General features: G+C 69.0%; 9 protein-coding genes and 1 pseudogene. 6 read left to right on the top strand and 4 right to left on the bottom strand.

Annotated elements, in window-relative coordinates:
- A pseudogene (locus tag ASE89_RS13600) lies at positions 1 to 1,830 on the bottom strand (DUF885 domain-containing protein).
- Positions 1,831 to 1,940: 110 nt separating this feature from the next.
- Between ASE89_RS13600 and ASE89_RS13595 the strand changes: the two are divergent.
- Positions 1,941 to 2,894 carry a LacI family DNA-binding transcriptional regulator gene (locus ASE89_RS13595; protein ID WP_056678744.1) on the top strand — a complete coding sequence of 318 codons (954 nt, stop codon included), beginning with the start codon at positions 1,941 to 1,943 and terminating at the stop codon, positions 2,892 to 2,894.
- 3 nt (positions 2,895 to 2,897) lie between these two features.
- Here the strand turns inward: ASE89_RS13595 and ASE89_RS13590 are convergent, their stop codons facing one another.
- Both ASE89_RS13590 and ASE89_RS13585 read right to left on the bottom strand, forming a co-directional pair.
- Entirely contained in the window at positions 2,898 to 4,367 is a 1,470-nt protein-coding gene (locus tag ASE89_RS13590) for a sugar porter family MFS transporter (RefSeq protein WP_197979482.1), read from the bottom strand.
- 34 nt (positions 4,368 to 4,401) lie between these two features.
- Complete coding sequence (locus tag ASE89_RS13585; protein WP_197979481.1) at positions 4,402 to 5,337, bottom strand: DMT family transporter; 936 nt, start codon at positions 5,335 to 5,337, stop codon at positions 4,402 to 4,404.
- 284 nt (positions 5,338 to 5,621) lie between these two features.
- Here ASE89_RS13585 and ASE89_RS13580 point away from each other — a divergent pair, with 284 nt between their 5' ends.
- From ASE89_RS13580 to ASE89_RS13560, 5 genes are all read left to right on the top strand, one after another.
- A complete protein-coding gene (locus ASE89_RS13580) occupies positions 5,622 to 6,605 on the top strand; it encodes a LacI family DNA-binding transcriptional regulator (protein WP_056678741.1) in 984 nt (327 codons plus the stop codon).
- Positions 6,606 to 6,721: 116 nt separating this feature from the next.
- A complete protein-coding gene (locus ASE89_RS13575; protein ID WP_056678738.1) occupies positions 6,722 to 9,256 on the top strand; it encodes a TonB-dependent receptor domain-containing protein in 2,535 nt (844 codons plus the stop codon).
- A gap of 13 nt (positions 9,257 to 9,269) precedes the next feature.
- A complete protein-coding gene (locus ASE89_RS13570) occupies positions 9,270 to 11,072 on the top strand; it encodes an alpha-amylase family glycosyl hydrolase (protein WP_056678735.1) in 1,803 nt (600 codons plus the stop codon).
- Positions 11,069 to 11,962, top strand: coding sequence for an ROK family protein (locus ASE89_RS13565; RefSeq protein ID WP_056678732.1), 894 nt, complete (start codon positions 11,069 to 11,071; stop codon positions 11,960 to 11,962). The genes ASE89_RS13570 and ASE89_RS13565 overlap by 4 nt, the downstream gene beginning before the upstream one ends.
- On the top strand, positions 11,959 to 13,275 hold the full coding sequence (locus ASE89_RS13560) for an MFS transporter (protein ID WP_056678729.1): 1,317 nt from the start codon (positions 11,959 to 11,961) through the stop codon (positions 13,273 to 13,275). The genes ASE89_RS13565 and ASE89_RS13560 overlap by 4 nt, the downstream gene beginning before the upstream one ends.
- A gap of 15 nt (positions 13,276 to 13,290) precedes the next feature.
- Here ASE89_RS13560 and ASE89_RS13555 read toward each other — a convergent pair whose 3' ends face one another.
- On the bottom strand, positions 13,291 to 14,403 hold the full coding sequence (locus ASE89_RS13555) for an ROK family transcriptional regulator (protein ID WP_236701798.1): 1,113 nt from the start codon (positions 14,401 to 14,403) through the stop codon (positions 13,291 to 13,293).
- Positions 14,404 to 14,430 lie beyond the last annotated feature (27 nt).

The raw sequence follows: 14,430 nt of genomic DNA, 5'->3' as shown, positions 1-14,430 counted from the left end.
CTAGCCCCTGCGCGCGGCGATGTACCGCGTGACATTGCCGGTCAGCACGTCGAGCGGGACGTTGCCGCCAGCCAGCACCGCCTGGTTGAAGTCCCGCACGTCGAACCGGGTACCCAATTCGGCCTTGGCGCGGGTCCGCTGCGCGACGATCTCGGTCTGGCCGATCTTGTAGCCACAGGCCTGACCCGGCCAGGCGCAATAGCGCTCGACCTCGCTCACCGCGTTGCTCATCGGCAGTCCGGTCGCGGCGACGAATTAGCGCAAAGCCTGTTCACGCGTCCAGCCCATCGCATGGATCCCGGTATCGACCACCAGCCGTACCGCACGCCATGACAGTCCCATGAAATAGCCGAGCCGCCCCGCCGCATCGCCGTCATACAGGCCGAGCTCGTCGGCAAGCTGTTCGGCATAGAGCGCCCAGCCCTCGGTATAGGCATTGAACGCCAGCACCGAGCGGATCAGCGGCAGCTGCTGCGCATATTCCCCCTGCCAGACATGCCCGGGAATCCCCTCGTGGAATACCAGATCGGGGATCGTCACGCGGTTGTGGATCGTGGGATCGCCCAGATTGACCCAGATCTTGCCCGGGATCGATCCGTCGAGCGCGCCCGGCCCGCCATAGGCGGCGGGTGCCCCCGCCTCCTGTGCGAGCGGCATCCGCCGGATCTCGAGCCTGGCCGTCACCAGCGTGCGGAACGCCTTTGGCAGGCGCGGCCGGATCGCATCGATCCGGCCCTGCATATAGGCGACGATCTGCTGCCTGCCGGCATCGTCGTTCGGAAAGGCGATGTCCGGCCGACGCTGCAATTCGGCCGCGCGCTCCGCCACCGTCCCCTTGGTCAGCCCGAAGCCCTTGAGGATCCTGTCCATCTGCGCCTGCAGCTCGACGAGCTGCGCACGCCCCAGCGCGTGGATCTCCGCCGGGCTCCGCCGCGTCGTCGTCCCCGCGCGCAGCCCCCAGCCATACCAGGCCGCGCCATGCGGGCGCGATCCCAGTCCGGCGACGTCGGTTGCGACCGCGCGCTGCGCGGTGAGTTCGGCGATCTGCCGCTCGAGCGCGGGGATGACCGCATCGCGCACGATCTGTGTCGCACGCCGGGTCCAGTCGCCGGGGATCGCCTGCGTCTTGCGCGCGAGCGGCCCGATCAGCGGACCGTCGACCGCCGCCGCCTCGGCCAGCGTACGTCGCATCCCGGCCAGCGTCTTGTCGAGCAGGAAACTGGGCGGGACCAGCCCCTGCTCGCGCGCGGTGCGCACCCTGCCCGTCTCGTCATCGAGCTGTTTCGCCATCGCCGCCACGCGCGCGAGATAGGCCTCCGCATCCGCCGCCGTGCGCAGCGGCTGATCGCCGTCGAGCAGCTGCGGCACGTCGAGCCAGGCGCCGACATTCTGGATGACGGCATAGGGCGTGTTGCGCCAGTCGCCGATCGTCGCGACGCCGTAAGGCAGCGCCATCCCGTCCAGCGCGGTCTGGAACGCGCTCTGCGTCACCGAGATGCTGGTCAGCGTCGCCTGATCGATCCCGTCGCGCGGCAGCCGGCCGAGCGCCGCCAGCCCGTCGGTGAGGACGCGTCGCCGCGCCGCGATGCCCGCCGGCGACCGGTCGTCGAGCTGGCCCCGCAACGCCGCATGCGCGCCGGTGTCGAGGCCGAGCCCGGTCGCCTTGCCGGGATCGAGCGTCAGCAACTGCCACGCGAGCCGGTCAAGAAGAGTCGCCGCGTCGGCGGATGCCGGCAAGCGGCCGGCAGTCTGTGCGGAGACGGGTGCTGCGGCGAGCGTGACCGCGATGCCGGCAAGCGCGTCGCGGCGGCGGAACAGGGGTTGGTTCATCCGCGAAACATGGACGTGGCGTCCGCCGCGGTCAAACGCACCGCTGTCCCATCACGGTGGACAAACACCCGCCGCCGCCTAGAGGTCGGCGGGGAAAAGGGCTGAGGCACGTGACGATCGGACTGAAGGACATCGCTGCACGCGCAGGCGTTTCGATCGCGACGGTGTCGCGCGTCCTGTCGGGCAAGCCCGTCCGCCCCGCCTATCGCAGCCGCGTCGACGACGCGCTCGCCGCGCTCGACTATCGCCCCAATCTGGCGGCGCGGCGGCTGCGTTCGACGCGCGCGAGCGTGATCGGTCTGATCGTGCCCGATATCGGCAACCCCTTCTTCGTCGCCTTCGTCCAGGCGGTCGAGGGCTATGCCTGGCGCGAGGGGCTGCGCGTCATCCTGTGCAACAGCGGCGAAGATCCCGCGCGCGAACGCCATTACCTGCAATTGCTCGAGGACGAGCGCGTATCGGGCATCATCCTCGCCCCCACGCGCGCCGGCGGCGTGCCCGAGACCGCGACGCCGCTCGTGCTGGTCGATCGGGTGGAGGGGACGCCGCAGGTCGACAGCGTCCGGCTCGACAATGCCGGCGCGGCGGGCGCGCTGGTCGACGCGCTACACGTATCGGGCTGTCGGCGGATCACCGGTCTGTTCGGCGAACGCGGCAGCACCGCGGTCGACCGCCGTCGTGGCTATGCGGCCGCGCTCGACCGCCACGCGCTTCCAGCCCGGATCATCGACGTCCCGCACGACCCCGCAGCGCGCGCGGCCTGCGTGCGGACCGCGCTCGCCGACACCGCCTGCGACGCGGTGCTCGTCGGCGACACGTTCCTGATGCTCGAGGCGGCGGTCGTGTTACGCGGCCGACCCGAACCGCCGGCATCGCCCGTCCGGCTCGCAGGGTTCGACGACGCCGCCTGGCTGCGCCTGCTCGACGCCGCGCCGATCGTCGTCGAGCAGCCGGTCGACGAGATGGCGCATGCCGCGCTGGCGCTGCTCGTCGAACGCATGACCGGTGCGGGGGGCGACGTCGTCCGGCTAGTCTTCAACGGGACGATCGTCAGCCCCGCCTGAGCTTCAGGCGGCGGCGGCGATCGCGGTGTGCCCGCGCGTCGGGCGGAACCGGCCGCTGCGCAGCGCCGCCTCGATATCCTCGAGGCTCGCGCCCGCCGTCTCGGGCACGAAGAACAGCACGAACACGAACGACGCCAGGTTGACCCCGGCATAGACCCACATCGTCGAGCCGAGCCCGATCGCATGGACCAGCGACAGCGCGGTCCCGGTGACGATCAGGTTGCTACCCCACAGCATCGCCGCGTGCAGCGCGGTCGCGGGGCCGCGCATCGCCAGCGGGAACATCTCCGCACCCAGCAGCCAGCCGCACACCTGGATGCCGCCCGAATTGAAGAGCATGAACGCCAGCAGGAAGCCGATCGTCAGCCAGCCCTGCCACCCGCCATGCGCGCCGCTGGCGAACATGATGCCGAGCCCGATCAGGCTGACGACCGATCCCGGGATCATCACCAGCATCAGCCGCCGCCGCCCGATCCGGTCGACGAACAGACAGCCAAGCAATGTCATCACCGCATAGACGATCGCGACGCCGAGGCTGGCGAGCAGCGCCGACTCCTTGCCGAACCCCACCCCCGACAGGAAGGTCGGCGCGTAGTAGATCATCATCTCCAGCCCGCCGCACTGGGTGAAGAACGCGACCCCCAGCGCCGCGATCAGCGCCGGTCGCGCCCAGGCCTGACGAATGCCGCGCCAGCCGCTATCGGCCGGATCCGCGTCGGTCGTCGCATCGCGGATCTGGGTGACTTCGTGGCGGATCTCGCGGCGTGTGGTCCGCACGCGGCGCAGCACGTCGATCGCGGCGTGAATGCCGATATTCTCTGCGGCCCAGCGCGGGCTGCGCGGCATGAACGCCATCGCGACGAAAACGATTGCGGCGGGAATCGCCGCAACCGCGACCATCGTCCGCCAGCTCCAGACGTCGTGCAGACCGAACCCGACGATGCTGGCGAGCAGGATGCCGACGCCGATCGCGACGTTGAACATCGTCACCAGATTGCCGCGACGATGCTGCGGCGCGAGTTCGGAGATGTACATCGGCACGACCTGCGTCGATCCGCCGACTGCCATGCCCAGGAACACCCGCGCGGTGATCAGCGCGCCGACGCTCGGCGCCATGGCACAGGCGATCGCGCCCAGCGTGAACAGCGCGCTCACCCCCATCACCGACAGCTTGCGGCCGATCCGTTCGGACAGCCAGCTCGTCGCCAGCGCACCGATCACCGCGCCCGCGAGGATCGCCGCGGTGACGATCTCCTGCATGCGGTGATCCAGCCCGAACTCGTCGGTGATCGACAGCAGCGCCCCCGATATGATCCCCGTGTCATAGCCATAGAGCGCCCCGCATACCGCGGCGACGAACGCTGCGGTCCGCAGCACCCGGTCGCCATTGGCATAGGGTTCGGGAATTCTCGGCTCGTTGCGCGCCGTCAGGCTGCGCCGCGTCAGGGATGGGGCGATGCTGTGATCTGTCAAAACGTGGAGGACTCCGTGGTTGTCGAGAGGGTGTTCAGCGGGGGCGCAGCGCGAAGCGGCGACGCCAGGACGGCAAGCGGATCTGCTCGCGCGCCCAGGTCAGCAGACCGGCACCGATGATGACGGCGATGCCGGCAAAGGTCGGCAGGTCGACGCTCTGGTGAAACACGGTGTAGCTGAGCGCGACCGCCCAGATCATCTGGCTGTATTGCGGCGGCGCGATCCGGCTGACCGCGACGCGTTGCGCCGCCAGCATCAGCAGCGCCTGACCGAGGATCGCGAGCAGGCCATAGCCGGCGAGCAGGACCATCTCGGCCCCGTTCGGCCAGCGGAACGCCTGCAGCCACAACAGCGCCGCGCCGTTGATCACCAGCGGTCCGATCAGCCCCGCGCCGAGCATCGACACGCGCTTCTCGCCCGCACCGCCGGCGCGAAACAGCACGATGACGATCGCGCTCGACAGTGCGCACAGCATCGCCGCGCCATGCCCAAGGTCGAACGCGCGCAGCCCGGGACGCAGCACCATCAGCACACCCACGAAGCCGATCGCCACCGCCGCCCAGCGCCAGGCACCGACCTGCTCCTTCAGGAACAGCATCGACAGCAACGTCACCAGCATCGGCATCAGGAAGATCAGCGCGAACGCCTCGGGCATCGGCAGGCGCGTGAAGGCGACGACGCTCGACAGGCCGCTGATCGACGATCCGATCGCGCGCGCCAGCCATAGCGAGCGTCGCGTCGCGCTTAACACGTCAAGCAGACGGTCGCCGGGCGTGCGCACGAACGGCAAGGCGACCAGCCCGAGCAGCGCACCGGTGAACGTCACCTGGAACGGGCTGAACGCGCCTTCGAGCAGCCGCACCGACGCGTCGCTGAATGCGAAGGCGGCGTAAGCGAGGAACGCCAGTGGCACACCACCGATGGCCGCCAGACGCGCGCCATGGCTCTGAATGGTAAGATCGATGCTCAATTGCGTCTCTCGGGCTGGCGTGGACGGTGACGACTCCCCGGAGCCGCGGGCACGAGCGAACGCCGCCACCGCCCCGACGTCACCGGATGGCGGGGCGGCACACAGCTCTGTCTCTTTGCGTATCCCGCTCCTACCGATTGGGCGTGCATGACGCAACAGAAAACGTTTTCTGTTTTGACCTGGCACGTCGGTACTACTGCGCTTCGGCCGCGCGCAATTGCGGCTTGGCGCAGCTGACGGTACGACCGGGCGATCACCCGTGACGATGAGGATATCCTATCGCAATGAAGCTAGCCGATCTGGCCGTGCTCGCCGGCGTTTCGACCGCAACCGTGTCACGCGCGCTGGCCGGGCATTCGTCCGTCAATGCGCAGACCCGCGCACGCATCCAGGCGCTGGCGCAGGAACATGACGTCCGTCCCAACCAGCTCGCGCGCAACCTGCGGCTGAAGAGCACCGGCGCGATCGGGCTGGTCCTGCCACTCGGCCATGCCCGCACGCAGCATCTCACCGATCCGTTCTTCCTGACCTTGCTCGGGCTGCTCGCCGATCTGCTGGTCGAGCGCGGCTATGACATCCTGTTGTCGCGGGTCATCCCCGACGGCGACGACTGGCTCGACCGGCTGGTCGACAGCGGCCGCATCGATGGCCTGCTCCTCGTCGGCCAGTCCGACCAGGGGGCGGTGATCGAACGCGTATCGCACCGCTATGCGCCGCTGGTCGTGTGGGGCGCGTACCGGGCGGACCAGAACCATCTGACGATCGGCTCGGACAATGTCGCGGGGGGCCGACTCGCGGGCCGCCGCATGATCGACCAGGGCCGGTCGCGGCTGATGTTCGTCGGTGACCCCGCCCCGCCCGAATTCGCCGATCGCCACGCCGGGTTCGCCGCCGCCGCCGCGGAGGCGGGGCTGGCGTGCGAGCTGCTCGAAACGCCGATGACCCCGGAGGCCGTGCACGCGGCGATGGCGCAGCGGCTCGCCGCCGCGCCGCCCCCCGACGGCATCTTCGCCGCGTCCGACGTCGCCGCGATGAGCGTGCTGCGTGCGCTCGCCGAAGCCGGGATCGACGTCCCCGCCACCACCGCGGTGATCGGCTATGACGACGTCACGCTGGCCGCGCATACCTCGCCCGCGCTCACGACCATCCGCCAGGATCTCGCCGAGGGCGCCGCGCTGATGGTCGATCGCCTGATGCAGCGGATCGCGGGCCATGCGACCGGATCCGCGATCGTCACCCCCGTCCTGATCGAGCGCCAGTCCGCCTGAACCGCTCCGCCCGAGCCGCTTCACAATCGATTGCATAAGGAGTCTTGCAATCGATTGTGAAAAGCGTATGAGGCGATTCTGGGCTTCATAGAAAGCCACCGCGCAGGGAGGATATCATGAAAGCACGTTACGTTTTGCTCGCCGGAATCGCCGCCACGTCCTTCACGACGGTGGCCGCAGCGCAGACCACGCCCATCCAGGACGCGCCCGTTCAGGCCGCACCCGCACCGGGCGATCAGCCAGTCGACACCGCCGCGACTGCAGCGCCGATTGACGGCCAGGACGACATCGTCGTCACCGCAGTCGCGCGTGGCACCAACCGCCTCAACACCTCGATCACGACCAGCTCGATCGGCTCCGACGCGCTGATCCAGCTCGCGCCGCGCACCTCGGGCGAGCTGCTGCGCAACCTGCCCGGCATCCGCGTCGAAGCCTCGGGCGGTGACGGCAACGCCAACATCTCGGTCCGCGGCCTACCGGTCGCTTCGGGTGGCTCGAAGTTCCTCCAGCTCCAGGAAGACGGCCTGCCGATCCTCGAATTCGGCGACATCACCTTCGGCAATGCCGACATTTTCCTGCGCGCCGATTTCAACGTCCGCACGGTCGAGTCGGTCCGCGGCGGCTCCGCCTCGACCTTCGCGTCCAACTCGCCGGGCGGCGTGATCAACTTCATCTCGAAGACCGGCGAACAGGAAGGCGGCGCGTTCCAGCTGTCGAGCGGGCTCGACTACCGCGAATTCCGCGTCGATTTCGACCAGGGCGGCAAGCTCTCGGACAGCGTCACCTATCATGTCGGCGGCTTCTACCGGATCGGCGACGGCCAGCGCGAAGTCGGCTTCGACGGCGTCAAGGGTGGCCAGCTCAAGGCGAACATTACCAAGTCGTTCGGCAATGGCGGCTATGTCCGGCTCTACGGCAAGTATCTCGACGACCGCGCGATCGGCTATCTCCCCAACCCGGTCCGCGTCACGGGCAGCAACAGCGACCCCGATTACAGCAGCATCGCCAATTTCTCGATCAACAACGGCACGCTGCATAGCGCCAACATCCGTACCGCGCAGACGCTCGACGGCAACAACCGGCTGACCACGCGCTCGATCCGTGACGGCCAGCACCCGGTCGTCTATTCGGCGGGCCTCGAGACGCAGATCCCGCTCGCGGACGACTGGAACATCGTCGAGCGGTTCCGCTACGCCGACATTTCGGGCGGCTTCACCTCGCCCTTCCCTGCCAGCGTCGATTCGGCGCAGTCGATCGCCAACGGCATCGGCGGCGCGGGCGCACAGCTCTTCTACGCCAGCGGCGCGCAGGCCGGTCAGCGCATCGCTGACCCCGCCTCGCTCAACGGCAACGGCCTGCTCGCCAACATCGTCCTGTTCGATGTCGACCTGAAGAGCCTCAACAACATCACCAACGACATCCGCCTGAACGGTTCGCTGCCGTTCGCCGGCGGGTCGCTCGCGGTCACCGGCGGCTTCTATGCCTCGCGTCAGGACATCAAGAGCGACTGGCTGTGGACCTCGTCCGTCCAGACCGTCGCGGACAATGGCCGCTCGGAACTCGTCGATGTCCGCACCGCGGCGGGCGTGCCCGTCACGCAGAACGGCGTCCCCGGCTATTCGGCGAGCTTCTTCGGCAATTGCTGCCGCCGCTCCTATGACCTCGACTACACGACCTACGCACCGTTCGCGCAGCTCGGGCTCGAGCTCGGCCGGTTCAACATCGACGGGTCGCTGCGCTATGATTTCGGTCGCGCGCGCGGCAGCGTCGCCGGCTCCGATCTCGGCGCCGCGTTCGGCAGCGGCATCACGACGTTCGACATCAACGGCGACGGCGTGATCTCGGCAGCCGAGCGTCAGGTCGCGGTGATCCCCAACGCCCGCTCGCCGCTCGACTATAACTATGATTACCTGTCCTATTCGGGCGGCGTGAACTTCCGCCTGACCGACAGCACCGCGGTGTTCGGTCGCTACAGCCGCGGCGGCCGTGCCAATGCCGATCGCCTGTTGTTCGGCCCCTCGATCAACACCGCGACGGGCGGGCTGACCGACCAGGGCGCAGCGGTCGATTTCGTCCGCCAGCTCGAGGGCGGGTTCAAGTTCCGCCAGGGCGGCGTCTCGCTCTACGCCACCGGCTTCTGGGCGCGCACCGAGGAACAGAATTTCGAGGCGACGACGCAACGCTTCTTCAACCGCGAATATGACGCCAAGGGCGTCGAGATCGAGGGCCGGATCGCACGCGGGCCGTTCTCGCTCTCGGCCGGCGGCACCTATACCGATGCCGAGATCACCCGCGACGTGCTTAACCCCGGGGTCGAGGGCAACCGCCCGCGCCGCCAGGCCAAGTTCATCTATCAGGCGACGCCACAGGTCGATTTCGACCGCGTGACGATCGGCGCGAACGTGATCGGCACGACCGACAGCTATGCGCAGGACAACAACGTCCTCAAGATGCCGGGCTATACGCAGGTCAACGCGTTCGTATCGATCCGCCCGGCGGACAATGTGACGCTGTCGGTGAACGGCAACAACCTGTTCGACGTGAAGGGCATCACCGAAGCCGAGGAGGGTGCGATCCCGACCAACGGCATCGTCCGCGCCCGGTCGATTACCGGTCGCACGATCTCCGCCGCCGTCCGCTTCGGCTTCTGATCGGCTGACCCAGGTGCGCGTATCCTCCCCCACCGAGCGTCGCCTCGCGGCGCTCGGGCCCCGCCTGCGCCGCCAGCTCGAACGCCTCTATGGCAGTACCGGGCTGGCGATCTGGCCGCGGCTCGAGGCGATCCTGCGCGAGCGGGCCGCCGAACGCCCCGCCGCAATGGCCGCGCTCGACGAGGCGCGGCTCGCCGACCCCGACTGGTTCGTCGCGCACGACATGCTCGGCTATTCGACCTATGTCGACCGGTTCGCCGGGACGGTCGAGGGTCTGATTGGGCATGTCGACCATCTCGAATCGCTCGGTGTCCGCTATCTCCACCTGCTCGCGCTGCTGAAGGCGCGCGAGGGCGACAGCGATGGCGGCTTCGCGGTTGCCGACTATCTGTCGGTCGAGCCACGACTGGGGACGATGGCCGATGTCGAGCGGCTCGCCGCACGGCTGCGCGAGGGGCGGATCAGCCTGTGTGTCGATCTCGCGCTCAACCATACCGCCGACGATCATGCCTGGGCGCAGGCAGCACGCGACGGCGATCCTCACTACCGCGCCTTCTACCACGTCCTCAGCGACGACGAGGCGCAGGCCTATGAGGCCGATCTGCTGCAGGTCTTCCCGACCACCGCACCGGGCAATTTCACGCATGTCCCGGCGATGGGCGGACAGGTCTGGACGACCTTCTACCCGTTCCAGTGGGACCTGAACTGGGCGAACCCGGAGGTGATGCTCGCAATCGTCGACACGATGCTCCGGCTCGCCAATCACGGGTTCGAGGCGTTCCGGCTCGATTCGATCGCGTTCCTCTGGAAGCAGCTCGGTACCGACTGCCGCAACCGGCCGCAGGCGCATTATATCGTCCGCGCACTGCGCGCCGCGCTCGACATCGTCGCCCCCGCGACCTTGCTCAAGGCCGAGGCGATCGTCCCGACCGCGCTGGTCCCGCCCTATTTCGGCGCGGACGAGGGGTCGGACTGGGATGGCGGGTTCGAGCCCGAATGCCATCTCGTCTACAACAACTCGCTGATGGTCGCCGGCTGGGTCGGGCTCGCCGAGCAGTCGGCCGCGCTGCCCCACGCGATCGTCGCGGCGAGCGGCGGCCTGCCGCGCGGCGCGAACTGGCTCAGCTATGCGCGCTGCCACGACGATATCGGCTGGGGCGCGGTGATCGGCGACCTTGCCGGGATCGACCCGGACCCCGTCGCGCGGCTGACCATCGCGGCGAAGTTTCTCGACGGCGCAGACGGCAGCTGGGCGCGGGGCGAACCGTTCCAGTCCGATGGCTCCGTGCTGCATGGCTCGAACGGGACGATGGCGTCGCTTGCCGGGCTCGAGGCCGCGCGGACCGATGAGGAGCGCGAGCATGCGTTTCGCCGGATCGCGCTGCTCAACGCGCTGTCGATCGCCAGCGGCGGGCTCGCCACGCTTTATATGGGCGACGAGGCCGGCCTGCTCAACGACCACAGCTATCGCGACGATCCCGATCGCGCGCATGAGGGGCGCTGGCTGCACCGCCCGGTGATGGACTGGGACGCGCTCGACCGCGTTGCCGCCCTTCGCATTTCCGGCGACATCAGGGCGCTCCGCACCGCGCGCATCGCCAGCGGCGGGGCCGGCGCGCCCGCGACGATCGCCACGTCGACGTCCGCGCTGCTCGGTATCGCCTGTGGCAGCGACCGCGTCTTCCTCAATTTCTCGCCCCATGCGGTCCGGGTCGGCGATCTCGCCGGCCGGCACGACCGGGTGGCGGATACCCCCATCGGAGACGACGCCATGATCGGTCCCTGGAGCGTGCTTTGGGCAGGACCCTCGGCATGACCGCCGCCCCGCCGCTGTTCGGCTGCATCGAGGCGGGGGGCACCAAGTTCGTGCTCGGCGTCGCGCGTGATCCCGACACCGTCCTCCGGACCGCACGCATCCCCACCACGACGCCCGACGAGACGCTCGCCGCCGCGCTCGAATTCTTCACCGCGGCGCAAGCCGAATGGGGTGCATTCGACGCGCTCGGCATCGCCTCGTTCGGCCCCGTCGATCTCGATCGCTCGTCACCGGGCTGGGGCCGGATCGTCGACACACCCAAGCCCGGCTGGAGTGGCACCGACCTGGTCGGCCCGTTCGCCCGCGCGCTCGACTGCCCGGTCGGGTTCGACACCGACGTCAACGGCGCGATCCTCGCCGAGAGCCTGTGGGGCGCCGCCACCGGCGCGGACATCGCGGTGTACGTTACCGTCGGCACCGGCATCGGCGGCGGTGCGCTCGTCGAGGAACGCCCCGTGCACGGCAGCCGCCATCCTGAAATGGGCCATATCCTCCCCCGCCGGCATCCCGACGACCGCGACTTCGCCGGCACCTGCCCGTTCCACGGCGATTGCCTCGAAGGACTGGCGAGCGGACCCGCGATCGCCGCGCGCTGGGGCGCGTCGCTGTCGGAGCTTGGCCCCGATCATCCCGCGCATGACATCGTCGCCTATTATCTTGCCCAGCTGGTCGTCGCGCAGCAGGCACTGCTGTCGCCGCGGCGGATCGTCCTTGGCGGCGGCGTGCTCGGAACGCCCGGACTGCTCGACCGGGTTCGCGACCATGCCGCGCGGATGGCGAACGGCTATTTCGGCACCCACGATTATGCCACCCTCATCGTCGCGCCGGGACTGGGCGACCGCGCCGGGCTGCTCGGCGCGCTGGCACTCGCACAAAGGGCGCGTCGATGACCAAACCCCGTCTGTCGTTGATCCGCCTCATCGAGATGAATCTCGGCTTTCTCGGGCTGCAATTCTCGTTCGGCCTGCAACAGGCCAATATGGCGCCGATCTACGGCTATCTCGGCGCGGACGAGGCGAGCCTGCCGCTGCTCTGGCTCGCAGGGCCGGTGACCGGGCTGCTGATCCAACCGCTGATCGGCGCGATGAGCGACCGGACCTCGACCCGGATCGGGCGGCGGACGCCCTATTTTCTCGTCGGCGCGGTGCTGTGCAGCCTGTGCCTGCTCGCCATGCCGTACAGCCCGACCTTGTGGGTCGCGGCCAGCCTGTTGTGGGTGCTCGACGCTGCCAACAACGTGACGATGGAGCCCTACCGCGCCTATGTCGGCGATCGGCTGCCCGATGATCAGCGCGCCGCGGGGTTCCTGACCCAGTCGGCGTTCACCGGCCTCGCGCAGACCTTGTCATATCTCGCGCCGTCGCTGCTCGTCTGGATCGGCTTCAACAAGGATGCGGTCGACGGCAACGGCATCCCCGACATCACGCGGATCGCCTTCCTGATTGGCGCGGTGCTGTCGCTCGCGACGATCCTCTGGTCGGTCCTGCGCGTACCCGAACTGCCCCTTCCCGAGGAGGAAAAGGCGCGGCTGGCGAAGGAACCGCTGACGCTCGGCGGCACGCTGCGCGACCTCAAGACCGCGCTGGTCGAGATGCCCCGGCCGATGCGCCAGCTCGCGCTCGCCATGCTGTGCCAATGGTATGCGATGTTCGCCTATTGGCAGTTCATCACCTTCGCGGTCGCACGCTCGCTGCACGGCACGGCCGATGCGAAGAGCGTCGCGTTCCGCGACACCGTGCTGACGGTCGGCCAGCTCGGCGCCTTCTACAATGCGGTCGCGTTCGTCGCGGCGATCGCGCTGGTGCCGGTCGCCCGCCGCTTCGGCGCGAAGACGGCGCACGCCGCCTGCCTCCTCGCATCGGGCGTCGCGATGCTGGCGATCCCCGGCATCCGCGACGAGGCGGGGCTGTTCGTTGCGATGCTCGGCATCGGCATCGGCTGGGCGAGCATGATGGGCAATCCGTACGTCATGCTGATCGACATGATCCCGCCCGAACGCAACGGCGTCTATATGGGCATCTTCAACATGTTCATCGTCATCCCGATGATCATCGAGAGCCTGACCGTCCCGCTCTTCTACCAGTCGCTGCTCGGCGGCGACCCGCGCAACATCCTGTATGTGTCGGGCGCGCTGATGGTGCTCGGCGCGGCCGCGACGATGCGGGTCCGGATGCCCGCGACGGCGACGCGATCGGCATCGTAACGGCGGGACCGGGCGTCAGCCGACCGCGGTCGCGTGGATCGGCATCAGCGCCGCGCCGATCGTCGCGGCCGCACCCTGCAGCGTCGATACCGAGATGCGCGGCGGGACGCTGCAATGGTCGCCGATATGCATCGCGCCGAAGTCGATGTGGCGGACCAGCGCGTCGAGGATCGGCGTCGGCAACGGGCTCGAGATCACGAACTCGCCCGGATCGATCCAGGCGATCCCCCAGTTGATGATCGGCCCGATCTGCCCCGCGGCCCGGCGCACCCACGCATCGACGACCGGCTCATAGCCCTTGATCACCCGGTCGAAGTCCACCAGCGAGTCGATCGCGCAGCCCGCCTCGCGCAATGTCGACAACAGGTCGAGCGTCGAGGGGCGCGGCGCGCTGGTCGGGTAGAGGCAGCCGATCTCCCCCGCGCTCGCCATCGCCCCGCGCAGGATGCGCCCCTCGACGATGATCCCTGCGCCGATCCCGTGCCCGAGCAGGATGACGACCGCGGTCGAACAGCGCCGCATCAGTCCGCCGACATAATATTCCGCGAGCGCCGCCGCGTTCGCGTCGTTCTCGATCCACACCGGGTGGCCGATATGCTCCTCGAACAGCGCCTTCAGGTCAATCCCGCGCCACGCTGCCAGGCTGTCGACCGTCCAGCGCCGCGTCCCCTCGATCGACAGCGCGGCCCCCGGCACGCCGATCCCGACGCCCAGCAGCCGCCGACCGAGCAGCCGGTTCGCGGTCGCCATCTCGTGCATCGCGGTGGTCACCCGCTGCGCGAACACGCGCGGGTCGGGATCGTCGAACGGCGCGGACCGATGCGCGATCACACCGCCCGCATAGTCGACCAGCGCCACCTCGAGCAGCCCGCGGTGGAGCATCGCCCCGACCCCGTATCCCGCCTCGGGCGAGATCTGCAGCGGGACCGCGGGGCGGCCGGGCGCGACCGGGGCCGCCCCCGGGCATTCCTCGATCAGCCCGTGCGCGAGCAGCGTCGCCGACAGCCGCGTGATCTTGGTCGCGCTCATTCCCAGGTCGGCGGCGAGATCCTTGCGCGACCGTGCCCCCCAGGACCGCAGGATCTGCATCACGCGCCGCTCGTCGTCATCCAGTCTCAACCGCGACATCGCCATCCGCACACGCCCCTTCGCCGC

Source organism: Sphingomonas sp. Leaf30 (genome assembly GCF_001422525.1).
Taxonomy (GTDB): Bacteria; Pseudomonadota; Alphaproteobacteria; order Sphingomonadales; family Sphingomonadaceae; genus Sphingomonas; species Sphingomonas aerolata.
Note: the sequence above shows the minus strand (reverse complement) of the source record. Positions and strands in the feature narration are given on the sequence as shown.

Excerpts from the sequence above, each read along its gene's own strand:
- ASE89_RS13560 (WP_056678729.1), top strand. The coding sequence starts at position 11,959 with ATGACCAAACCCCGTCTGTCGTTGATCCGCCTCATCGAGATGAATCTC.
- ASE89_RS13565 (WP_056678732.1), top strand. The coding sequence starts at position 11,069 with ATGACCGCCGCCCCGCCGCTGTTCGGCTGCATCGAGGCGGGGGGCACC.
- ASE89_RS13555 (WP_236701798.1), bottom strand. The coding sequence starts at position 14,403 with ATGTCGCGGTTGAGACTGGATGACGACGAGCGGCGCGTGATGCAGATC.
- ASE89_RS13575 (WP_056678738.1), top strand. The coding sequence starts at position 6,722 with ATGAAAGCACGTTACGTTTTGCTCGCCGGAATCGCCGCCACGTCCTTC.
- ASE89_RS13580 (WP_056678741.1), top strand. The coding sequence starts at position 5,622 with ATGAAGCTAGCCGATCTGGCCGTGCTCGCCGGCGTTTCGACCGCAACC.